This is a genomic window from Daejeonella oryzae DSM 19973, assembly GCF_000422945.1.
GTDB classification, from domain to species: domain Bacteria; phylum Bacteroidota; class Bacteroidia; order Sphingobacteriales; family Sphingobacteriaceae; genus Daejeonella; species Daejeonella oryzae.
Genome location: NZ_KE383964.1, coordinates 601,592 through 623,832, shown reverse-complemented (window position 1 = coordinate 623,832; position 22,241 = coordinate 601,592). Strand labels below are relative to the sequence as shown.

21 protein-coding genes are annotated in these 22,241 nt (G+C 38.4%); 10 read left to right on the top strand and 11 right to left on the bottom strand.

Features of this window, described 5'->3' with window-relative positions; genetic code table 11:
- Positions 1-65 precede the first annotated feature (65 nt).
- From G521_RS0115970 to mnmE, 6 genes are all read right to left on the bottom strand, one after another.
- Positions 66-545, bottom strand: a complete 480-nt coding sequence (locus G521_RS0115970; protein ID WP_026899422.1) for a DUF3347 domain-containing protein — start codon at positions 543-545, stop codon at positions 66-68.
- A 78-nt stretch (positions 546-623) separates the two neighbouring features.
- Positions 624-1,115 carry a hypothetical protein gene (locus tag G521_RS0115965; RefSeq protein WP_026899421.1) on the bottom strand — a complete coding sequence of 164 codons (492 nt, stop codon included), beginning with the start codon at positions 1,113-1,115 and terminating at the stop codon, positions 624-626.
- A 240-nt stretch (positions 1,116-1,355) separates the two neighbouring features.
- Positions 1,356-1,577 (bottom strand): hypothetical protein, encoded by a 222-nt coding sequence (locus G521_RS0115960; protein ID WP_026899420.1) that lies wholly within the window; start codon positions 1,575-1,577, stop codon positions 1,356-1,358.
- Positions 1,578-2,020: 443 nt separating this feature from the next.
- Complete coding sequence (locus G521_RS18455) at positions 2,021-2,452, bottom strand: AI-2E family transporter (RefSeq protein ID WP_051189799.1); 432 nt, start codon at positions 2,450-2,452, stop codon at positions 2,021-2,023.
- Positions 2,442-2,834: an AI-2E family transporter gene (locus G521_RS18450; protein WP_036679508.1), complete on the bottom strand. Its 393-nt coding sequence runs from the start codon at positions 2,832-2,834 to the stop codon at positions 2,442-2,444. Before G521_RS18450 ends, G521_RS18455 begins: the two co-directional genes overlap by 11 nt.
- 204 nt (positions 2,835-3,038) lie before the next feature.
- Complete coding sequence (gene mnmE, locus G521_RS0115950; protein WP_026899419.1) at positions 3,039-4,418, bottom strand: tRNA uridine-5-carboxymethylaminomethyl(34) synthesis GTPase MnmE; 1,380 nt, start codon at positions 4,416-4,418, stop codon at positions 3,039-3,041.
- 314 nt (positions 4,419-4,732) lie between these two features.
- On the opposite strand from mnmE, the gene G521_RS0115945 reads away from it, so the two are divergent.
- Positions 4,733-6,343: a Kelch repeat-containing protein gene (locus tag G521_RS0115945; protein WP_155975834.1), complete on the top strand. Its 1,611-nt coding sequence runs from the start codon at positions 4,733-4,735 to the stop codon at positions 6,341-6,343.
- 21 nt (positions 6,344-6,364) lie between these two features.
- Here the strand turns inward: G521_RS0115945 and G521_RS0115940 are convergent, their stop codons facing one another.
- From G521_RS0115940 to G521_RS0115925, 4 genes are all read right to left on the bottom strand, one after another.
- Positions 6,365-7,180, bottom strand: coding sequence for a phosphatase PAP2 family protein (locus tag G521_RS0115940; RefSeq protein WP_026899417.1), 816 nt, complete (start codon positions 7,178-7,180; stop codon positions 6,365-6,367).
- Between the two features lie 93 nt (positions 7,181-7,273).
- Positions 7,274-8,161: a TIGR02757 family protein gene (locus G521_RS0115935; protein ID WP_026899416.1), complete on the bottom strand. Its 888-nt coding sequence runs from the start codon at positions 8,159-8,161 to the stop codon at positions 7,274-7,276.
- An 89-nt stretch (positions 8,162-8,250) separates the two neighbouring features.
- On the bottom strand, positions 8,251-9,180 hold the full coding sequence (locus G521_RS0115930) for a ketopantoate reductase family protein (RefSeq protein WP_026899415.1): 930 nt from the start codon (positions 9,178-9,180) through the stop codon (positions 8,251-8,253).
- Positions 9,181-9,368: 188 nt separating this feature from the next.
- Positions 9,369-10,508 (bottom strand): cystathionine gamma-synthase, encoded by a 1,140-nt coding sequence (locus G521_RS0115925; RefSeq protein WP_026899414.1) that lies wholly within the window; start codon positions 10,506-10,508, stop codon positions 9,369-9,371.
- Between the two features lie 123 nt (positions 10,509-10,631).
- Between G521_RS0115925 and G521_RS0115920 the strand changes: the two genes are divergently transcribed.
- The 7 genes from G521_RS0115920 (at position 10,632) to egtD (ending at position 18,032) form a co-directional block, all read left to right on the top strand.
- Positions 10,632-11,489 (top strand): hypothetical protein, encoded by an 858-nt coding sequence (locus G521_RS0115920; RefSeq protein ID WP_026899413.1) that lies wholly within the window; start codon positions 10,632-10,634, stop codon positions 11,487-11,489.
- 155 nt (positions 11,490-11,644) lie between these two features.
- Entirely contained in the window at positions 11,645-11,926 is a 282-nt protein-coding gene (locus G521_RS0115915) for a DUF427 domain-containing protein (protein ID WP_026899412.1), read from the top strand.
- A 9-nt stretch (positions 11,927-11,935) separates the two neighbouring features.
- Entirely contained in the window at positions 11,936-13,324 is a 1,389-nt protein-coding gene (locus tag G521_RS0115910; RefSeq protein ID WP_026899411.1) for a mercuric reductase, read from the top strand.
- On the top strand, positions 13,321-14,286 hold the full coding sequence (locus tag G521_RS0115905) for an ABC transporter ATP-binding protein (protein ID WP_026899410.1): 966 nt from the start codon (positions 13,321-13,323) through the stop codon (positions 14,284-14,286). The genes G521_RS0115910 and G521_RS0115905 overlap by 4 nt, the downstream gene beginning before the upstream one ends.
- Positions 14,279-15,844, top strand: a complete 1,566-nt coding sequence (locus tag G521_RS0115900) for an ABC transporter permease/substrate-binding protein (RefSeq protein WP_026899409.1) — start codon at positions 14,279-14,281, stop codon at positions 15,842-15,844. Before G521_RS0115905 ends, G521_RS0115900 begins: the two co-directional genes overlap by 8 nt.
- On the top strand, positions 15,844-17,031 hold the full coding sequence (egtB, locus tag G521_RS0115895; protein ID WP_026899408.1) for an ergothioneine biosynthesis protein EgtB: 1,188 nt from the start codon (positions 15,844-15,846) through the stop codon (positions 17,029-17,031). The genes G521_RS0115900 and egtB overlap by 1 nt, the downstream gene beginning before the upstream one ends.
- A gap of 5 nt (positions 17,032-17,036) precedes the next feature.
- Positions 17,037-18,032 carry an L-histidine N(alpha)-methyltransferase gene (gene egtD, locus G521_RS17525; protein ID WP_036679504.1) on the top strand — a complete coding sequence of 332 codons (996 nt, stop codon included), beginning with the start codon at positions 17,037-17,039 and terminating at the stop codon, positions 18,030-18,032.
- Between the two features lie 45 nt (positions 18,033-18,077).
- On the opposite strand, the gene proS is transcribed toward egtD, so the two are convergent.
- Positions 18,078-19,550: a proline--tRNA ligase gene (gene proS / locus G521_RS0115885; RefSeq protein WP_026899407.1), complete on the bottom strand. Its 1,473-nt coding sequence runs from the start codon at positions 19,548-19,550 to the stop codon at positions 18,078-18,080.
- Positions 19,551-19,707: 157 nt separating this feature from the next.
- Here proS and G521_RS0115880 point away from each other — a divergent pair, with 157 nt between their 5' ends.
- Together G521_RS0115880 and G521_RS0115875 are read left to right on the top strand one after the other, a co-directional pair.
- A complete protein-coding gene (locus G521_RS0115880) occupies positions 19,708-20,727 on the top strand; it encodes a hypothetical protein (RefSeq protein ID WP_026899406.1) in 1,020 nt (339 codons plus the stop codon).
- Between the two features lie 20 nt (positions 20,728-20,747).
- On the top strand, positions 20,748-22,235 hold the full coding sequence (locus G521_RS0115875; protein ID WP_026899405.1) for an OmpP1/FadL family transporter: 1,488 nt from the start codon (positions 20,748-20,750) through the stop codon (positions 22,233-22,235).
- Positions 22,236-22,241 lie beyond the last annotated feature (6 nt).

Sequence of the window (22,241 nt, the reverse complement as noted above, 5' to 3'; positions counted from 1 at the left end):
AATAGAGTTGAGACAGGTAAATACCCATATTTGCCAGACAAACATGGGTATTTAACTATAACAGCTTATTTTAAAGTTTCAACGACTTTCCCGCAGGTAAGCATGGCACTTCCGTAATAGGGGTTTTTAATTGCAGCTTCCTTGCTGAGCCAGCTTGCCTTTTTCATGGGACAGTAAGCCTTGTAAATAGGTTCGGTACTGAGTTTGGTTGTTTTAGCAAAAGCAAACATCTGATCAGAAAACCCTGAAAAATATTCCCTTTGCTTCTTGATGTCTGTAGTCTTCGAAATATCGCCGGCAGTATTTATTAGAGCGTCACGGCTTTCTTCCGAAGGTGTGTTAGCATCCAACTCATTTGCAGTTTTAACAAACTCAGCAGATTTTGTTGCCGCTACACTGGCATTGCCACTAACTAAGGCATCCTTAATATTGAAGTACAGCGTAAGTAATTGATCAGTTTGGGCTTTAGTTCCCTTATCCTGTGCAAAGCTATTTTGTACAAATGCAGTTGCTACAATGGCAACCAATAGAAATATCTTTTTCATTTTAATTGATTTAAATGTTTATCCAATAATTATAGACATGGAGAATTACCGCCATGTAATCAGGGCAAATACATTAAATCAAATCTGGAAACTTTGGATGGCTATACGGATTTTTGGTATAGGGGGATGATGACCCCGAACGAAATACTTGCTTGCCGAAAATAATGTATCAGATGCTAATACATCAAAATTATAAGGGTTTGAAAAGAATGTAACTAAAAATACGGGATGGAAACTGAACTCAGGAGTTAGAGGTGCACGTTTATCAATTTGTGCAAATTTTATCGCTTCATCTGTACAGCAATCATCTTTAGATTTTTCAGACTGTTGATTGCCAGCTATTTCATCATGGGAATGAGCCTTATTATGATTAATACTTGTTTCAACTTTTTCTTCTTTATTATGAGTTTTATCGTGACTATGAGCCACAATTACCTTTTCATCCTCATGATGAGAATCGTTATAGCCCATGTTTATCCCAATAAAGCAGGCAAATACTAAAACGATGTTCAGAGAGAACACGAATAATAGAAATCCGGCTTTAAGCTTTATGGGAGTAATTCTTTTCATTAAGTGAAGGCAAAATTAAACTATTTATTGAAATTACCTGCCTATTAAAAGCAAAGGTAATGTTCTGCATGTTCGCCTATTTTATAGAATTAAGGAAAATAGTTATATAATTTTAAGGCTCGATACCCTCAATACTTTACCTGGAGCTTAATTCCCTCCTTCTCTAAATCCGGCAAAGCCGATTTTAAGATGAGCACCTTTAACGCATTAAGATCCCATTAAAAAGAAAGGGTGGTCACCCTATGAAATTACCGGGCAACTTGATGCTGTCCATTCCTGAACGTTTAAGAAAATCCTGTCTAGTACGGTATGATGCATTTCCGGAAATTTTTCATAACACCAGTATTTCAAAACAAATAACTCCTCACTTTTAATAATTCTTAAGCCTTTGATCAATTCTTTTTCGAATAGCATGTTAACGAAGCTGACCTTCACCAGAATTATTTTTATGTACTCAATCATAATTTTAAATGCAAATGCTCACAAGATTCACTTCTTGTATACTGCCAGCAAAACTATTAGCCACATATTAAAATAATGATAAGCAGATATTATGATTTGATCCGGAAATGAAATTTGCATTTTAACAAATCATACTCATAAAAAATATTCCTTTCAGTAATATTAAAACATGATAGTAAGAACTTCCATCCTGTAAAAGTATAACTCGATATTACTCCGATTTGGCAAATGAATCTTCAAGCGTATGTATCTGCACGCTTCGTTCCAGATAATCTTTCACATACAATTCCTGAACAATAACGATAATGGCCGCCAGGATTGGCGTTGCCAAAATCAAGCCTAGTATACCGGCAAATATGCCAATAAGGACCATCCACGACAGCATGAGTGCCGGTGGTAGAGCCACCATTTTCTTTTCGATCAAAGGGGTAACCAAATAGCTTTCAACAATTTGAACTCCAAAAATATAAGATCAGAACATATAATGCATCCTGGGGTCCCGACATAAAAGCGATCAGCAAAGCCGGGGCAAGCGCTAAATAAGGGCCAATATTGGTAATAAAAGATAACAGGGCGGCAATTAAAGCCAAAGCATATGAGAGCGGAATCCCTAAAACTACTAAGCCAATGGCGGTTAATATACCTACCACAGCCATGGAGATTAATTTTGCGGCCATCCATAAGGTTAAAGTGACATGAACTTTATCTAACACCTCGGAAAGCCTGTTGCGGAAAGTAACCGGAAACAGACTGGTGAAACCTTTGGTATACATCCTGGGATCGGCAGCTAAAAAAAGTCCTGTGATCAGGATGATAAAAATATCTGCGAAAACCCCAATAGTAGACGAAAAGATACCGGTAACTTTAGAAAACACATCTGCTTTTATCCTGAATCAGATCCTGCGGTTTCTCGGGTACTTCATCAAAAATAGTTCGGCCTATTTCAGTCTGCTTTATTTTTTCCTGCAAACTTTGTAACGATTTAGGTAGCGTTTCTACCATTTCATTCAGCTGCTTGCTGATAGAGGGTCCCAGGAGCATAAATAAAGCAGTGAAAAAGACTGCGATTAGCAAAACCACTACAATTAACGAGAAGGAATAACGGAGCTTTGTTTTCCGGTTAATCCAATTGGCAAAAGCGTTGAGCAGAACAGAGAAAAAAACTCCCGCAAACACCAAAAGAAAAAAGTTTAATTGGAAAACAAGAAGGGCAAAGCCCGAAGCAATCAATAATGCAGTAAAAACCGCCGCCGCCACTCTCCTGTCAAAGAAGTTTGATTTGAAAATAGAATAACTTTAATTATTGGGTTAAACAGTTTTATAGTTCCTTAAAAAGTCATGATTGTTAAAAATGTTTAACTTCAATTTGAAAGAGTGCTTGTCGAAAATTCCTTTAAATCCATCTGAGGGGGTTAAGACCAATACTAACATGGACACATAAATGACCCTTACTATGTATTGTTACTTTCCGATACAGAACTTGGAAAAAATAGTTTCTAAAAGATCATCGGTGGTAACTTGTCCGGTGATTTCGCCGAGGTAGTATAGAGCCTGCTTAATATCCATGGCTAAAAAATCTGAAGTAACCGGACTGCCTATATTTTCGAGAACGCGGTTTAAAGACTCCTGAGTTTTTTCCAGTGCTTCTAGGTGTCGGATATTGCTGATCAAAACATCATCTGAATTAATTTGCAGAAGATTTACCTTTTGTAAAATCTGATCCTTCAGCTCTTCTATTCCTTCTTTATTACGGGCAGAGATATACACCAGATCCAGATCTGACAGGCTGCTTTGCTGATCAGGGTTTAAGAGATCCATCTTGTTGACCAAAGCCAAATACGGGGTTTGAAGATCATTCAAATAGGCTATCTGCTGATAAATATCTTCAATTTCCTGTTCGGGATCAACAAGGTAAATAATCAGTTTGGCCAGTTTAATTTTTTCGTGGGTGCGCTCCACCCCTTTGGCTTCAATAATATCCAGTGTATCGCGAATTCCGGCTGTGTCAATAAAGCGGAAATTGATTCCGCGGATGTTCATTTCATCTTCAATGGTATCCCGGGTTGTTCCGGCAATCTCCGAAACAATAGCCCGCTCTTCATTTAATAGCGCATTCAGCAAGGTAGATTTGCCCACGTTTGGTTTGCCGGCAATCACTACCGGAACCCCGTTTTTTAAAACGTTTCCCTGTTCAAAAGAGGAAATCAGTTTTTGAATAATCCGGTTGATTTGATATATCAGTCCTTTTAAATCATCGCGGTTAGCGAATTCCACATCTTCTTCTCCGAAATCAAGTTCCAGTTCAATCATTGAGGCAAAATGGATGAGCTGGTCACGAAGGTGCTGTAATTCATTTGAAAAACCACCACGCATTTGCTGCATGGCCATTTGATGTGATGCTTTGGAGTCTGAGGCAATGAGGTCGGCTACCGCTTCCGCCTGACTGAGATCCATTTGTCCGTTAAGGAAAGCCCGCAACGTAAATTCCCCGGGATTAGCAGGCCTTGCTCCTTTGCGAACCAGTAATTTGATAATACTTTCGATGATATATGCTGAGCCGTGGGTAGAAATCTCCACCACATTTTCTTTTGTATACGAATGAGGAGCCACAAATAAAGACACCAGAACTTCGTCCAGAATAGCTTCGCCATCGCGTATGGTTCCAAAATGTATGGTATGCGAGGCTTGTTTCTCCAGGTCTTTACCGCGAAAAACTTCGTTAACCAGTTTCAAAGCATCCGGGCCTGATAAACGGATCACCCCAATAGCACCAGTGCCCGAAGGTGTGGCTAGAGCAATAATGGTATCAACAGTATAATCAGTTGCGGATTCAGTTTTCATAGCCTCAAAGGTACATTTTTGCCCAAAATAACTTCATTGTTTACTTTACAAATTCCGCATGAAATTAGTCGTGACTATAAATATCCTTGTGAAATAATTTATAAGGCTTGCTGACTTAAAACCGGCTGATTATGATGAAAGTGGCGGCAATTCTATCTGCTGCATTAGCCACATAATAGTAATTTCCGTTAAAAGATAAAATAACTCTCCGTGATGGATAAATTAATTATTTATAAATTAATTTATCCAAAAAAAATTATCTTCACCAGTGAAATATAAATTTCTATAAGAGAATGAAAATGAATTCCTTGATTATGAAAAAAGCAGGCAACTCAAGTTTACTCATTTTTTGTATTTTAATTCTCATATGTGTTTTATCCTGCAAGAAAGAAAAAGAGGAGCAGCCTATTAGCGTTGGGCAAGGTGCAATTTCAGTTAGTACGGAACAAACTTCAGCTAAAATTGATTACATAGGTTTGGGCACTTCATTTACTGAATCTGGCGTCTATTATTCAACCGATTCAGCAAGCATTGCAGTAATTAGTGAAAATACCCCGAAAGTTATCTCAGTTAAATTGGATGCTTCTAATTTTGCTGCAAATCTCAAAGACCTATCTCCGCAAACAACATATTTCTTTATTATTTACATCAAAGATGCAAAAGGAAAATATGTTTACACTAAACTATCAAAACTGACCACGAAAGGGTATGGAATTAAATGGCAAGTTGATTTTTCAAAAACCATTAAACTAATCGACATATTACATAAGGATGTAATTTTAATTGGTCAGCCGCTTAATACGGATATCAAGAATTATAAAGTCACATTGGGTTCAACAGTTTGCATGCTATGGAAAATTGCAAAAGCCGATGCTACCCCGGCAGATTATATGTTCTACATTCAGGTTCCGGCGCCCACCCCGGCAGGTAAATATAAATTAACCCTATCCTATCTCGATAAGGTTATATTTAGTGATGATCTGGAAGTGCTGAAAGGAAATTATTATTATGTATCAAAAAAAACGCAGCCATCATTTCCGGTTAGCAGCTTCAGCTACTTTCAACATGATAATAAGCTTTATACAATCCAAACAGGCAGCAACAAGATTGATAGCTGGAACTCTGTAACTAACGAATGGTCATTCGTTGGAACAGCACCTTCGTCAATTACTTTTGCTGAAGGCAGCTCCGGCAATGAGCTAAATGGTAAAATTTGGTTTCCACCGGCGGGTTCGGCTGAAGAAGCATTTCACTCTTACACTCCCTCATCAAACCGGTGGGAGAAAACTTTGCTGTTCACTCCACCAAACAGTAATGATATGTTAAAAACCTACGGAAGTTTTGTTTATCAGGAGAAAATTTACTGTATGGTTCAGCAAATCAGGCACATCAAAGGAAATATATTAACAGAAAATCTTTTAAAAGTTTTTAACCCCGGAGATAAAAGCTGGAAAGTTATTATGAACCTGAATAATAGTGCCTGGGATTACAAGGGAGTTGTATTAAACGGCCAGATTTATCTCCTGGCTGCAACAGTTATAGATCAGGAAAATGCTTCTACTTATTTTAAAAGCACTTTATATCAATTAGATCTCAATTCCAAAACCTTAATCAAAAAACCAGATATCCTTTGGTATAATCTACCCCAGGGCTCAATTAACCCATCGTTGTTTACCCATAATAATCACTTATTTATTTACGGAGGAATGAAAAGTGTGGGATACAACGCCAACGTTTCAACAGATATGTATGAATTTGCTCCGGAAAATGATAGCTGGACAAGAATTCATTTATCTCATAATGCCGATAGAGGTGGTAGCGGAATGTTCTGTAATGTTTTTAATGATAAAATTTATATAGCATTTGGACTTAGATACATGCTTGATTATTCCAACTACATATGGGAATTAGATATGAATAAGTGATTCAGGTAAATTCTAAATTTTTTATTTGCCGGGCTTATATGTCAGACTTAATCCCTGAAAATCCACTCCGCCGATGGGCTGAACAGCAATTTCTCTTTTATTAGATTTTTTATGGAGCTGTGGAACCAAAATACCTGCACCTGCCCCGATGGCATAACCCAGTAAGTTATCAGTTAAAAAATGCTTTCCGGCTTTATAGCGGAGATAACCAACAACTGCCGGAACTGCTGCGCCTGCGGCCCATACATACGGCCGGGCTTTTGAGTCGGGATTAAAATCATTGAATACTTTTGCTGCAAAAAAAGTTGCAGAAGCAGTTGCGGCAGTATGCCCTGCAAAAAACGAACGTTGCGCATCTTTACTTTTGCGGCTTCCGTCAGATACATTTGTGCTATAAACCAGCGGTCGGCTTCTGCGGATGGTGCCGGCAGTCATGGTATAAAGAGAACCCGTTAAGCCCATAGTTTCTACAAAAAGAACCATCACCTGCCCCATATGCGAACGCTGATTCTTATTTAGTAAAGCCGCAATTGGAACCGCCGCAAAAGAACCGTAAAAAGGTATATAACTGTCTTTGTCTGCACGCCTTGAAAAATCACCGGCCGTGTGACGGTCTATAAAAAACACATCGGAAGAAGATTTAGCAGCTAATTCTGCATCGGTTAGAGGTTCGATATTTTGAATCAACGTCAATCCCAAATAACTCATACCTATACCTGCCGCAATGGCCGGACCGTCAATTTTTAAAGTGGTTTTGTAAGGAGAATCTTTTTTCTGTGCGAATCCCGGCAAGGATAAAAGAACAAAGGATAGTAACAGGGGTAAATTAAATTTCATATAAAAATATTAAGCAGATAAAAATATGTACCTGGAAATTGTAAGCAGGGATAGCAAAGGGTTAACAGTGTATTTGATAATCTACTTTTCCAATTAAAACTTCTCTTCAATTCCCAGGCCAAACAAAGCAAAATCATACTTAACAGGATCCAAAGGATCAAATTCACGCAAATGCCCGGTAAGTTCTACAGCCATCTTCCAATCGACTTGTTTGCGTTCGATAAGCTTCAGCTTGCGTGCAACCCGCTCCACATGTACATCTGTCGGGCAAATCAGTTGTGATGGCTTAATAGTTTTCCAGATTCCGAAATCTACACCGCAATCGTCATGACGTACCATCCAGCGCAAAAACATGTTCAGTCTTTTACAAGCCGACTTTTGCAAAGGCGCCGAAATATGCTTTTTTGTACGTTCAGGCACATCAGGCAGAGAGAAAAAATACTCTCTGAAATAATTGAGAAAAATCTCTGCCGAAGGTTCGGTGATTGGTAATCCGGATAATTCTGCAGCATAACAGGGTGATGAACTGTAAATGTTCGAAACCGGATTTTGCATATTTTCCTCCCTGAATTCTTCACGAAGAGCAGGAGGTTTTTCAACCCGTAAAGCCGGCGGGAGAAAAGCATCTTCCAGTGAATCAAATTGATTGTAATGATGTTCCAAAAAACTCACAAAATACAGCAGATCTGTATCGTTAAACGTGCGGTGCTTAAAATCTAATAAATTCTGAAGATCGCTGTCCTGGTGATTTAAAATAAAATCATAAGGTGCACTGTCCATTCTCTGAATCAGTTCAGCACATTTGCTGATAATGGTTTTACGGGTTCCCCAGGCCAGCATGGCTGCAAAAAAACCCATGATTTCAATATCCTGCTGAACAGAAAAAAGGTGTGGAATAACAATCGGGTCGTTCTTAATAAATTCCGGACGGTTGTACTGCTCTACTTTTGAATCGAGAAAAGATTTCAGATTATCTGACATGGGATTGGATTAAGGAGCAAGGATTAAAGACAACAAAAATAGCGAGTAGTTCATTTCATAAAAGGAGGACAAGTTTCTGATTATGAATTTTATTCCTGTTTCAGTTTCTGGTAAACCATTTCGTAAGCTGGTGTTTCTATATTGGATTTTTTGCCCAGCCTGACTACATATCCCGTAAGGGTTTCTACTTCCGTTTTCTTCTTGTTCTGATAATCACGGTGCATGGACGAACTTGTTTCGTAGGATAAAGATTTCATCCGGGCAATCGCATTTTCAATATTTGTTTCATCGAAAACAATTCCATTTGCATTGGCTACCTTTCTAATCTCGCTTAAAAGCGAATTAAGGAGTTTCATGCTCTCAGGATTCTCTACCAATTGTCCAATGGTTTGATCTTTATAAGACGTAATTGAAGCCATCGTAGAAATGAAAATAAATTTCTCCCAAATGGTTTGCAGAATGTTTTGCTGATTTGAAGCATCAATGCCGGCCGACTTCATTAAATCTTCTGCCCATAAAAGCTTTTCATTGCTTTTAGCCGATTGATTAACTGTACCAAAAAACAACTTACGTATAGGTCCGGAATCAATTACAAGTCCCGGCTTTTCCAGATGCGCCACGATATAAACGCAACCCCGCCATACTTCATTTTGAGTATATAATTGCTGAACATGATCAAAGCTGTCGACACCGTTTTGCAAAGGCAAAATAACGGTATTACGATCAATGCATGAATCAATCTGCTTCAGCGTTGATTCCAGATCATAGGCTTTGGTGCAGCAAATTAATAAATCTGCAATTCCAATTTCCTGCGGATCATTGGTTGCTAATTTCGGATGAACGATAAATGATTTTCCTTCGGATTTTACTTCAAGTCCGTTCTTCTGAATGGTTTTCAGATTTTCGCCGCGACATAGAAAATAGACTTCTATATCATTTGAATTAAAATAATGTGCCGCCAGTTTTCCGCCAAAGAAACCTCCTGTACCCCCGATTCCTGCTATGAGTATTTTTTTCATTTCTTTAATAGATTAAAGAATAAAGAGCAAAGAACAAGGATTTGTTGTTGCACATTTATTTCCTTTACTCTTTTATCTATGCTTTTTGTTCGCATCACTTTAGTGAATGGGGGGATAAAGAACAAAGAATTGTGAGTACACGATTTTTTGGCTTACACTTTAATCTTTGTTCTTAGCTCCTTTTCTCCTTAAGCCAGTGCCTGTTCAATGTCTTCCAGCAAATCTTCAATATCTTCCACGCCCACGCTTAAGCGTAAAAGACTGTCAACTACGCCCACTTTCTCACGTTCCTCTTTTGGAATAGAACCATGTGTCATGGTAGTTGGGTGATTCACCAGAGACTCCACCCCTCCTAAAGATTCTGCCAGTGCGAATACTTTAAATGAAGAGGCCACACGGAATGTTTCCTGAAGATCGGCTCCTTTAATAGTAAAAGAGATCATTCCGCCGAAATCACGCATCTGCTTTTTAGCGATCTCATGATTGGGATGATCTGTAAATCCCGGCCAGTAAATTTTATCCACTTTTGGATGGGTTTTTAAGAACTCTGCGATCTGTCGCCCATTTTCACAATGTGCTTTCATTCTTAAATGAAGGGTTTTTAATCCTCTTAAAACCAGAAAACTATCCTGAGGACCTGGTGTAGCACCGCAGGCGTTGTAAATAAACCAAAGACGTTTGTATAAATCTTCGTCATTAAGCATCAGCGCACCCATCACCACATCCGAATGACCACCCAGATATTTGGTTACCGAATGCATTACTATATCAGCTCCCAGATCAATCGGGTTTTGAAGGTAAGGCGAAGCAAAAGTGTTATCTACCGCCAGAGTAATTTTGTTTGCTTTGGCGATTTTAGAAACTGCCGCAATATCCACAATTTGCATGGTGGGATTTGTTGGCGTTTCTATCCAGATCAGTTTGGTTTTATCCGTAATAAACTTATTGATGTTTGATGCATCTGTAAGATCGATGAAATGAAACTTGATGCCGTAATTGGCGAATATTTTGGTGAACATCCGATACGAACCTCCATACAAATCATTGCCTGTAATAACCTCATCACCGGGCATGAGTAATTTCATTACCGCATCGGTAGCTCCCATGCCGCTTGAAAAAGCTAAACCGTATTTTGCATTTTCCAGTGCTGCCAAACATCCTTCGAGGGCTTTACGGGTTGGATTTGTTCCTCTTGAATATTCGAATCCTTTGTTATCACCCGGGGATTTCTGCCAGTAAGTAGATGTTTGATATATTGGAGTCATGATAGCTCCTGTTGCCGGATCTGGTTCTTGTCCGGCGTGAATTGCTTTTGTTCCGAATTTCATATATTAAAATTTGGGAGCAAAAATACAGGTTAAGATTTTGGCAAAAGAAATTTAACCGAATTTTCATTAAGTTTAAACCGAAAGGAGAATAAAACGTATTATATTTATTTAAAATTCTTGAATATGAAAAGATTAATTTACTCCTCAGTTATTATGCTGGGAATGCTCTTGACTATTACTACATCCTGTAAGAAAGAATCTAATACAGAAGATGATGATTTAACTTCAATTGAGGAAAGTGCAACCGCAGCCGAAACTTTTTTCGATGCCTTTGCAAGCCTGAGCAGTTTATCATCAGAATTCGATGTATTGTTCAGTTACTCAGAAAGAGGAATTCAGATTCAGGAATCTTCCAATACGCCGAAGTTTAATAATACCTGCGGAGAGATTACCATACTTCCCAAAAATACAAGCTGGCCAAAAACAGTTACCATAGATTTTGGGGATGGATGTACAACAGACAATATAAATCGTAAGGGAAAAGTTATTGCTGTATTTACAGATCGCTTTAAAAACCCCGGTGCCAAAGTAACTGTTACATTCGAAAACTTTGAGATTAATGGCCATAAAATTGAAGGGACTCAGGTTATTACAAATAATGGAAAAAATACAGCCGGCAATTTTAATTACAGCGTGGAGGTAAAAGATGCCAAAATTACTTACAATAATAAAATCTTCAGCTTTAACTCTCTTAATACCATTGAATTAATTAATGGATCTTTAACAGCGAGTCCTTTAGATGATGTATTTTCCATCACAGGTTCTGCAAATGGCGTTGATACTAAAGGCAGAAGCTTTTCGGTAATGATTGTTAAGCCCTTGATCAAGAAGATAGCTTGTAAATTTATCGTTTCCGGCAGTGCTGAGATTACCTCTGGTTCCGGTGCTACTAAAACTCTGGATTATGGTTCTGGTGATTGCGATGATAAAGCGATGGTTACAGGTGCAGGGTTAAGTAAAGAGATTACGCTTCGCAAATAATCAAGCAGATGATCTGCTATTCAGAACTCTATATTTCTGATCTGACAAATAGAAAGTCCCTTCATCGGGACTTTTTTTATGCCCCGGTACTGACATTCCTGAATCCTACCCTCATATTTTTTTCGTAAAATTGTTAGAACATCAATTCGAAAATTATGAAAGCAATTTGGAACAATCAGCTAATAGCAGAAAGTGATCATACGATCAACATTGAAAATAATGAATATTTCCCTGCTGATTCAGTAAAGAAAGAATTTTTTACAGAGTCTTTAACCCATACTACCTGCCCCTGGAAAGGAGTTGCTTCTTATTATTCTCTGATTGCACATGGTAAAGAAAATATCGATGCTGCCTGGTTTTATCCAAATCCGAAGGATGCAGCATCTGAAATAAAAAATTATGTAGCATTTTGGAAAGGCGTAAAAATTAGTAAATAATCTGAATCGATGAGAAAATATGATGCAATTATCATAGGATCCGGACAGGCAGGAACGCCTTTAGCTAAAAAACTAGCTGAGGCAGGTTATAAAACAGCGTTACTTGAAAGAGAATTCATCGGAGGAACTTGTATAAATTACGGCTGCACTCCTACCAAGACTATGATCGCTTCAGCCCGATCAGCATATCTTTCAAAAAACAGCAAATATCTGGGAATCAATACAGGTTCTATATCTGTAGATTTTAAAAAGATCGTCAGCAGAAAGGATAAAATAGTTCGGTCTTTCAGAGAGAATCTGGAAACTAACTTAATAAAAGTGAAGGGATTGGATATTCTGTATGGTGAAGCAAGTTTCATTACTGATAAAACTCTAAAGTTAAGCTCAGCAAATAAAAAAGATCTCTTGCTGACCGCTGATAAGATTTTCATTAACGCAGGCAGCAGGCCAACAATTCCTGCAATTAAGGGAATTGAAACGATAAACTACCTTGATTCAACGAGTATACTGGATTTAAAAGAAATCCCGGAACATCTGATAATTATCGGCGGAAGTTATATCGCTCTTGAGTTTGGCCAGATGTTTCGCCGTTTTGGAAGTAAAATAACAATTGTTGAACGATCTGATCAGTTTCTCTCAGGCGAAGATAATGATGTAGCCGCTGAGCTAAAAATTATTTTGGAGGAAGAAGGCTTGAATATTCTAATTTCTTCAGAAACAAAAAGTTTAAAAAAGAATGAAAACGGAAGCATTATCGTCACACTTAATGTAAAAGGTAAGGCTAAAACTATTCGTGGGTCACACCTGCTTATGGCTGTTGGCCGAACACCAAACAGCGAGTCTTTGAACCCGGAAGCAGCAGGTCTACAGACAGATGAAGGGAGATTTTTTAAAGTAAGTAATAAACTTCAAACCAATATCAAGGGAATTTTCGCTTTAGGCGATATTAAAGGTGGGCCGGCATTTACCCATACATCTTATAATGATCATCTGGTTATTATCAAAAACTTATTGGAGGAAAAGGATATCAATATTAAGAACCGGATGGTACCCTATTGTATGTTTACTGATCCGCAGCTTGGAAGAATCGGTTTAAATGAAAAGCAGGCCATATCAAAAAAGTTAAAATACAAAGTTGCTCTGATCAAAATGGATCGTGTTGCACGGGCTATTGAAACCGGCGATACCCGGGGCCTTATAAAAGCCCTGGTAGATACAAAAACAAAGCAGATATTAGGTGCTTCGGTTATTGGAACCGAGGGCGGAGAAATTATGACCGTTTTGCAGATGGCAATGATGGGAAAGGTTACTTATGAAGAGATCCGGGACGGAGTTTTTGCACATCCAACCTATTCAGAATCTTTAAATAATCTGTTTATGACACTTGATTCCAAATGATTAAGGTGCAAAATTTGAGTAAAAGTTATGGTCTACTAAAAGCAGTAGATTCTATATCTTTTAATGTGAGGCATGGAGAAACCCTTATTCTTCTTGGCACCAGCGGGTGCGGCAAAACAACTACCTTGAGAATGCTTAACCGGTTGATAGAACCTTCGAAAGGAAGTATAGAACTGAATGGCCGGGATATAACAACAGAACAATCCGAAAAATTACGCCGCGGAATTGGATATGTATTACAGGATAACGGGCTTTTTCCGCATTATACTGTGGCTGAAAATATTGCGATTGTCCCCAAGCTTCTTAAATGGGATAAACAAAAAATAAATAAACGCTCGGGAGAACTTTTGGAGAAACTTTCTCTGCCGGCGTCACAATTCCTAAATGTATATCCCGAACAGTTAAGCGGCGGTCAACAACAGCGGGTGGGACTTGCAAGAGCATTGATGGCCAATCCACCGGTATTATTAATGGATGAACCTCTCGGATCATTAGATCCGGTAACACGGGCCGCCATCCGAAAAGAATTTAACGCTCTTGATGAACTAAAAGGTAAAACTATTGTGATGGTTACGCATGATATTGCGGAAGCATTTGAACTTGGCGACCGCATTTGTCTGATGGACCAGGGGAAGATTATACAGATCGGAACACCCTACGAATTATTATTTCATCCTGAAAATAATTTCGTGAAAGACTTTTTTAAGGAGCAGCGTTTTCAGCTGGAATTAAAAACTTTAACCATTGCTGATATCTGGAATTTTATTCCAGAACAGGATGAAACAGCAGCAACACTATATAACAATTCAGATACAGATATATGGGAGGCACTATCCCTGTTAGTTGAATCAGAAAATAATCTGATTCTGATAAATAACCCTCTTCTGGGAAGCTCCAAAGCTTGCGGGTACAAAGAAATTATGACCGCTTACAGTGAATTTAAGAATACAAAAAATGAATGATCAGCAAAGTTTATGGAGTTTTGTACTGGAACAAAAATCTAAACTTTTAGATCAGGTAATTACGCATATTGGTCTCACTTTTACCTCTTTAATCTTAGCCATTTTAATAGGTATTCCTTTAGGAATATTGATTTCCCGAAAGGTAAAACTTGCCGGCCCCGTACTTGGATTTGCCGGAATTTTACAAACTATCCCGAGCATTGCCCTCTTGGGGATTATGATTCCAGTCCTCGGCATTGGTCCTAAACCTGCAATAGTAGCTTTATTCCTGTATGCCTTGCTGCCCATTATCAGAAATACGTTTACCGGAATTACTCAGGTAAACTCTTCTGTTATCGATGCGGCAAAAGGAATGGGCATGAGTAACTTACAAATTTTATTTAAAGTACAACTACCGTTAGCTATGCCGGTTTTGCTTGCCGGTATCAGAACGGCCACCGTAATAAACGTTGGTGTGGCAACGCTGGCAGCGTACATAGCCGCCGGGGGATTAGGTGAATTCATCTTTGGCGGAATTGCTTTAAATAACTCGAACATGATTCTTGCCGGTGCTATACCGGCTGCTCTTCTCGCTATCCTTTTCGACTTTTTGTTATCTAAGATTCAGAGGTTTAATTTAAGATTGCTGAAGCCTGTGCTGTTAGTATCAGGACTATTATTATTTATTCTCTCAGCAACTTATTTTATTCCATCTGTTAAGGGCGATACTCTTTTAGGTGGCTTTACTCCTGAATTTATGGGCAGGCAGGATGGCTATCTTGGATTAAAAGATAAATACAATTTAAACATCCGAACGGTCGTAATCAGCGATGCTGTGATGTATAAAGCTGTTTATGAAAAGGATCTGGATCTTATCAGCGGATATTCCACGGATGGAAGATTAAAAGCGTTCGACCTCGTTACCTTAAGAGATGATAAGGGAATTTTTCCTCCTTATTATGCAGCGCCGCTTGTTCAAAAAAAAACTTTAAAAAAGTATCCGGAACTTGAGGAAATCCTGGATCAGCTTTCCGGAAAAATTAATGATTCCATCATGACCGATTTAAATTTCAGGGTGGATTACTTAAAGCAGAATCCCGAAAAAGTAGCCAGGGAGTTTCTCGTAAAGGCGGGTTTATATAAGAATTCCCTTAATGGAAAGCGGGGACCAATACGGATAGGATCAAAAATTTTTGGCGAACAGTATATCCTTGCTAACATGTATAGGATTTTAATAGAAGGAAATTCTGATCTTAAAGCAGAAACTAAAACCGGACTTGGCGGAACAAAAATATGTTTCGATGCTTTAATAAATGATCAGATTGACTTTTATCCCGAATATACCGGAACCGGATTATTGGTGCTGCTTAAGGTTCCTGCCGCTGTTCTTGATACTCTTAAAAGCAAAGAAGGCGTTTATAAATATGTAAAAAATCAGTTTGATACAGACTATAAATTGAAATGGTTAAAACCGATAGGCTTTAATAATGCGTATGCTTTAATGATGAGAAGGAAACAATCCGATGACCTTCGGGTTAAATCCATTTCAGATCTTACAAACTATTTAAATAAAGACTAATGAGTTTGCTCAAATCTTATCAGGATATTAGAAAAAGGTCGGTGGAAATATGCAAACCTTTAAAAACCGAAGATTACGTAGTTCAGCCGATTGTGGATGTAAGTCCACCGAAATGGCATTTAGGACATACCACCTGGTTTTTTGAAACATTCATACTCAAACCTTTCGCATTTGAATATCAGGAATTTGATCCGGATTTCAATTATGTTTTTAACAGCTATTACGAAACTGTTGGAGCCCGCGTCATTCGTACCAACCGGGGTAATCTGAGCAGGCCTGGAGTGGATGAAGTTTACCGCTACCGAAAATATGTAGATGAAGCAATGGTTAAATTTCTTGAAGAAGTTAATCTAACTGAAGCGCAAAAAGAAGTAATGATTCTTGGCTTTAATCACGAACAACAGCATCAGGAACTTTTAATTACCGACATCAAATACATTCTTGGTCATAACCCGCTTTTTCCGGCATATTCCCAATCAAAGTTGATTCCGGTGCTGAGTTTTGAAACTCAGGATTTAGAAGATGAAAATCAGGAAATACAACATCCTGAATTTATTTCATTTAAAGAAGGCGTTTACGAAATCGGATTTAGTGGAGAGGGATTTTGCTTTGACAATGAGCTCAACAGACACAAAGTATACGTCTACGATTTTTCAATCTGCAATTTGCTGGTAAGCAATAAAGAATATCTGGAGTTTATAGATAGTGGCGCTTACCAGGATTTCAGGTTCTGGCATGCAGATGGCCTGGAATGGGTTAAAACTAATCAGATTGAAGCTCCCATGTACTGGCATAAGATAGATTCCGAATGGTATAATTATACTTTGTCGGGATTGCAGTTAATTCAAGCAGAAAATCCGGTTTGTCACATATCCTATTATGAAGCAGCAGCTTATGCTTCATGGAAAAAAATGCGCCTGCCGACTGAAGCAGAATGGGAAATTGCAGCCCGGAATTTAAATTGGGGGAAGCGCTGGGAATGGACAGAAAGCGCTTATCTGCCTTACCCGGGATTTAAAAAAGCCGAAGGTGCCATCGGAGAATATAATGGCAAATTTATGATTAATCAAATGGTATTAAGGGGTGCTTCTGAAGCCACTTCGCCAGAGCATAGCCGCATTACTTACCGTAATTTTTTTCAACCCGATCTTCGCTGGCAATTTACCGGAATCAGGCTCGCAAAATAATTTATATGAACAATTTACAATCTACAACGCAATCAACTGAAACTGAAACTGGCTTACCAGGCCAATTTCTTAATGATGTAATCACAGGCCTAACCTCTTCCCCTAAATATCTGGAATCGAAATACTTTTACGATAGTATCGGTGACGGGCTTTTTCAGCAAATTATGCATTGCCCTGAATACTATCCTACTCCGTGCGAGCTTGAAATTCTTTCAAAACAAACAGATGTTATAATCGACCTTTTCATGAATAGCAATGAGGGATTTGACTTAATTGAACTGGGTGCGGGAGATGCTTTAAAATCATCATACCTGCTGCAAAGCATGGTAGCAAAAAATATTGACTTTACTTATTATCCGATAGACATCTCAGCAAATGTGATATCTAATCTCGAAAAAAAATTACCTCTGCATATTCCCGGACTTCCCATACATGGTTTAAACGGAGAATATTTTGAGATGCTTCAAAAATCTAATACCCTTTCTAATAGAAAAAAAGTTGTCCTTTTCCTGGGATCAAACATCGGCAATATGTTTCCGGCAGAGGCAGAGAAATTTTGTGAAAGTTTGAGAGAGAATTTATCTTCCGGAGATTTGCTGCTGATCGGGTTCGATTTAAAGAAAGATCCCCAAACAATTCTCGATGCTTATAATGATAAGCAGGGATTTACCAGGGATTTTAATCTTAATTTACTAAATCGGATTAACAGGGAATTAGGCGGAAATTTTAACCCTGAACATTTTAAACATTACCCAACATATGATCCGGGTACAGGTTCCTGCAAAAGCTACCTTGTAAGTACACGCCAGCAGGTTGTAAATATCTCTGCTGGAGATTCATCTATTGAATTTAAACAGAATGAATGCATTCACATGGAAATTTCACAAAAATATGATCTGGAAGAAATAGAAGTTCTGGCTCATAAAACCGGTTTTAAACCCCTGGAGTATTTTTATGATTCGAAGAACTGGTTTGTGGATGCGGTTTGGGTGAGGGAGTAAAAAACGCCGACGGGCTTTAATTTCTGTCGGCGTGGAAATTTTTTATTAATATGCCCGGGCAAATAACACCCGTTGAGTGGAAGGTTTTCCGGTAACCATACAAATACCGTCTTCCAGTTTATTATTTAGAGGAATACAGCGGATTGTAGCTTTGGTTTCGTCTTTAATTCTTTTTTCCGTTTCTGCAGTGCCGTCCCAGTGAGCAGAAATAAATCCTGATTTCTCGTCCAGAACCTGTTTGAATTCCTCGTAAGAATTTACTTCCCTGATATTCTCATCTCTGAACTTGAGTGCTTTATTGTAAATAGCAGATTGTATTTCTTCCAAAAGCTGCTCGATATGATTATCTAAATTATCACGACTGATCGTTTGTTTTTCCTTGGTATCTCTTCTGGCAATTTCAATTGTGCCGTTTTCAAGGTCACGGCCTCCAATGGCTAAACGCACAGGAACACCTTTTAATTCATATTCAGCAAATTTAAAACCGGGACGTTGCGTATCGCGATTATCGTATTTTACTGAAATGTTTTTAGCCTTCAGTTTTGAAACCAGTTCAGTGGCAACTTCAGAAATATTATCAAACTCTTCATCAGAACGATAGATGGGAACAATAACCACCTGGATCGGTGCTAGTTTGGGTGGCAGAATTAAGCCGGAATCATCAGAATGCGCCATGATTAATGCGCCAATCAGTCGGGTAGACACACCCCATGAAGTAGCCCAAACATGATCCTGCTTTCCTTCCTTATTGGTAAATTTAACATCAAATGCTTTGGCAAAATTTTGCCCTAAAAAATGCGACGTTCCGGCCTGCAAAGCTTTTCCATCCTGCATAAGAGCTTCAATACAATACGTATCTAATGCTCCTGCAAATCGCTCGGTATCTGTTTTACGACCTCTGATAACCGGGACAGCCATAAAGTTTTCTGCAAAATTAGCATACACTTCCAGCATGCGTTTAGTTTCCTCAATCGCCTCCTGAGATGTAGCATGAGCAGTATGACCCTCCTGCCACAAAAATTCTGCAGTTCTTAAAAATAATCTGGTACGCATTTCCCAGCGAACCACGTTGGCCCATTGATTTACTAGAATAGGCAAATCGCGGTATGACTGAATCCATCCCCGATAGGTATGCCAGATAATGGTTTCTGAAGTTGGGCGAACTATTAATTCCTCTTCCAGTTTTGCATCTTCATCAACTACTACATTTCCGTCCGCATCATTTTTTAGACGATAATGTGTCACTACCGCACACTCTTTGGCAAATCCTTCTACGTGAGATGCTTCTTTAGAAAAAAATGACTTTGGAATGAATAAGGGAAAATAAGCGTTGCTATGGCCGGTATCTTTAAATTTCTTATCCAGGGCGGCCTGCATATTCTCCCAAATTGAATAACCATAGGGTTTTATTACCATGCAGCCTCTAACTGCAGAATGCTCTGCGAGATCGGCTTTTGCCACCAATTCATTATACCATTGAGAATAATCCTCGCTCCTGCTTGTAATGCCCTTACTCATAAATATTGGAATGTTTTTTGTATTTTTAAGCCTAATAAATCTAAGCGACAAAGTTATAAAACTAAGGCACGTATTATAAAAAATATACTTGCAACCATTTATTGATTTTTTTCGTCAGGATAGTAAAAGGATTTAATTCATTAATTAGCATCACGCCATGATAAATAAATTTTTCACTTTTATGGGAGCCGCTTCAGTAATTCTATTGGCCTCCTGCTCAACTCAGCAGCTTACCCAGCAAAAAGATTTGAATGACGATGTCTATTATTCTCAGGCTAAAGCACAGGAAGAAGAAGAAATTGTAAAAAGCGAATCTAAATCTGATTATGTAACCAATGAGGAATTATACGGTGATCAAAATAATTCTTCTGCTTATGAGGATGGATTTTATGATGGCAGTTATTCTGCCCGTCTTTATCGCTTTAATAATTATTCTCCCTGGAGAAGTTATTACGACAGCTATTATGATTATCGCTTTGATTCATATTACAACAATAATTTTTATTCAAATAATTTCTACAATGGCTATTTCAACCAGCCGGTAGTAGGATTATACATTGGAGTAGGAAGACCATTCGGAAATTATTACAACCCATGGAATTATTACGGTTCTCAGTATTATGGAAATTATTGGGGTCCTTATTCTTATTACAATATTTACAATCCATATTATGGAAATCGTCCGTATTATTCAGGCAATTACGGAGGAATATATAACCGACCAGTTTATACATCTCCCAATTATCGTCCAAGGCCGGTTCGTGGATCAGAAAACAGCGGCATAACCGGAAACGATGGTCGAATTGGAACTACTAATCCGGGAGCAATTAAAACTGACGGTCAGGGTAGAATTTTAGATACCCGCAGCCGTGCAGAGCGTTATGGTGATAATCCATCTAATAGCGGAAATGTATCTCAATCCGGAAGATCTACTCAACCAGTAGCTCGTCCTTCACGTACTTCTGAAAATCAGCCACGTCAGGAAAGAGTTTCTCAGCCTCAAAAATCTGAAAATAACAGCGGACGTTCTCAGCGTACACAGGAAACCAGACCTGAACGTACAGAAAGATATACTCCACCTCCGGCAACTGAAAGAAGTTCATCCAATCCCCCATCCAATAATGGAGGTGGTAGCAGCGAAAACAAACCACGTCCATCAAGAAGCGGAGGAAATTAATTATAGCTACAAAATTCAATATGAGATTCCGAATACTTTTAACCGCAGCGATCATAGTGGCCGCTGCAGGTTCTTTACATGCCCAATATTCAGCAGATGCATTACGCTTTTCAATTAATCAAGCCGGAAGCACTGCACGGTTTAATAGTTTAGCCGGAGCTCAAACCGGTGTTGGTGGCGATCTTAGTTCTGTAAATGGAAACCCTGCCGGGATTGGTTTATTTACCAAATCTGAGTTTAGTTTAACACCCGAATTTAATAACTATAAAGCTGATGCACTTTACCTTGGCGGTCAAACCATCGGGAATAAGGATAAGATCAACTTGAACCACGCTGCGATTGTATGGCATATGCCATTTAAAAAGCAAAAAGGTTCAGATCTGGAAACCGGGTGGATTAGTTCTAATTATGGAATCTCTTTCAGTAAAGACAACGACTTCAATAATAACATCTCTTATTCTGGAATTAACGGAGACAATTCGATTGCCGATTATTTTGCAGAACTGGCAAGCAATAATTACGGTTCTCCAAGCTCATTACCTTCCGGGACATTAGAACGAATGGCCTATGATAATTACCTGATCGGATATGACAGTCAGGGATATTTCCCTGAAACAGATGTAAACAATGAACAAACACGCTTAGACTCAAGAAAAGGAACGCAATCTGAAGTTACTTTTGCAGCCGGAGCCAATTACAGCAATAAGTTTTATATAGGTGTAAGTTTAGGACTTGCATCTATAAACTATACTTCTGATGCTGAATACATCGAAAAAGGATTTAATGTAACAGAGAATAATGAATATGAATTATCCTATCGTCAGAACCAGTTTACTGAAGGAACCGGCATAAACGGTAAAGTTGGTGTTTTATTCAGACCTAATTCATGTGTAAGATTGGGTGCAACCGTTGAAACTCCAACCTGGTATACATTTGATGACAGTTATAACGAAGTACTTAATACCCAATACGGGAGCACCGGTTTGGATTCTCAGTTTGTAAATAACTCCGAAACCTACAATTTTTCATATAAACTTCGTACCCCTTTAAAGTTAACCGGAGGAATCGGGATATTTTTAAATAACCAGGGTTTTATATCAGCAGATGTGGATTACGTGGATTATTCACAAATAAATTTTTCAGCTGTTGACAACATGAATTCGGATATTATTGCTGACAATAACCGTGAAATAAGAAATAACTACAGAAGCGCTGTTAATTACCGTTTGGGTGGAGAATATAAAATAGAGAATATAATGCTGAGAGCCGGTTATGGTCGTACCGGTAGTCCGTATAAAGAAACTGTTAGCTCAGATGCATTGAAATCAGATACGTTTAGCGGAGGATTGGGATATCGCATAAACAATTACTATATAGATCTGGCTTATCAGAATGTAACCTATAATTCTTCCTTTAAACCTTACACGCTTGCCGGTGGTACTGAACCAACAGCTACCATTAAGAATACCCGAAATAATATATTTCTAACTATCGGCAGCAGGTTTTAAAATAAA

Excerpts from the sequence above, each read along its gene's own strand:
- G521_RS0115910 (WP_026899411.1), top strand. The coding sequence starts at position 11,936 with ATGAGAAAATATGATGCAATTATCATAGGATCCGGACAGGCAGGAACG.
- G521_RS0115925 (WP_026899414.1), bottom strand. The coding sequence starts at position 10,508 with ATGAAATTCGGAACAAAAGCAATTCACGCCGGACAAGAACCAGATCCG.
- G521_RS0115935 (WP_026899416.1), bottom strand. The coding sequence starts at position 8,161 with ATGTCAGATAATCTGAAATCTTTTCTCGATTCAAAAGTAGAGCAGTAC.
- G521_RS0115905 (WP_026899410.1), top strand. The coding sequence starts at position 13,321 with ATGATTAAGGTGCAAAATTTGAGTAAAAGTTATGGTCTACTAAAAGCA.
- proS (WP_026899407.1), bottom strand. The coding sequence starts at position 19,550 with ATGAGTAAGGGCATTACAAGCAGGAGCGAGGATTATTCTCAATGGTAT.
- egtB (WP_026899408.1), top strand. The coding sequence starts at position 15,844 with ATGAGTTTGCTCAAATCTTATCAGGATATTAGAAAAAGGTCGGTGGAA.
- mnmE (WP_026899419.1), bottom strand. The coding sequence starts at position 4,418 with ATGAAAACTGAATCCGCAACTGATTATACTGTTGATACCATTATTGCT.
- G521_RS0115960 (WP_026899420.1), bottom strand. The coding sequence starts at position 1,577 with ATGATTGAGTACATAAAAATAATTCTGGTGAAGGTCAGCTTCGTTAAC.
- G521_RS0115965 (WP_026899421.1), bottom strand. The coding sequence starts at position 1,115 with ATGAAAAGAATTACTCCCATAAAGCTTAAAGCCGGATTTCTATTATTC.
- G521_RS0115915 (WP_026899412.1), top strand. The coding sequence starts at position 11,645 with ATGAAAGCAATTTGGAACAATCAGCTAATAGCAGAAAGTGATCATACG.
- G521_RS0115940 (WP_026899417.1), bottom strand. The coding sequence starts at position 7,180 with ATGAAATTTAATTTACCCCTGTTACTATCCTTTGTTCTTTTATCCTTG.
- G521_RS0115880 (WP_026899406.1), top strand. The coding sequence starts at position 19,708 with ATGATAAATAAATTTTTCACTTTTATGGGAGCCGCTTCAGTAATTCTA.
- G521_RS0115920 (WP_026899413.1), top strand. The coding sequence starts at position 10,632 with ATGAAAAGATTAATTTACTCCTCAGTTATTATGCTGGGAATGCTCTTG.
- G521_RS0115875 (WP_026899405.1), top strand. The coding sequence starts at position 20,748 with ATGAGATTCCGAATACTTTTAACCGCAGCGATCATAGTGGCCGCTGCA.
- G521_RS0115900 (WP_026899409.1), top strand. The coding sequence starts at position 14,279 with ATGAATGATCAGCAAAGTTTATGGAGTTTTGTACTGGAACAAAAATCT.
- G521_RS0115970 (WP_026899422.1), bottom strand. The coding sequence starts at position 545 with ATGAAAAAGATATTTCTATTGGTTGCCATTGTAGCAACTGCATTTGTA.
- egtD (WP_036679504.1), top strand. The coding sequence starts at position 17,037 with ATGAACAATTTACAATCTACAACGCAATCAACTGAAACTGAAACTGGC.
- G521_RS0115930 (WP_026899415.1), bottom strand. The coding sequence starts at position 9,180 with ATGAAAAAAATACTCATAGCAGGAATCGGGGGTACAGGAGGTTTCTTT.
- G521_RS0115945 (WP_155975834.1), top strand. The coding sequence starts at position 4,733 with ATGAAAAAAGCAGGCAACTCAAGTTTACTCATTTTTTGTATTTTAATT.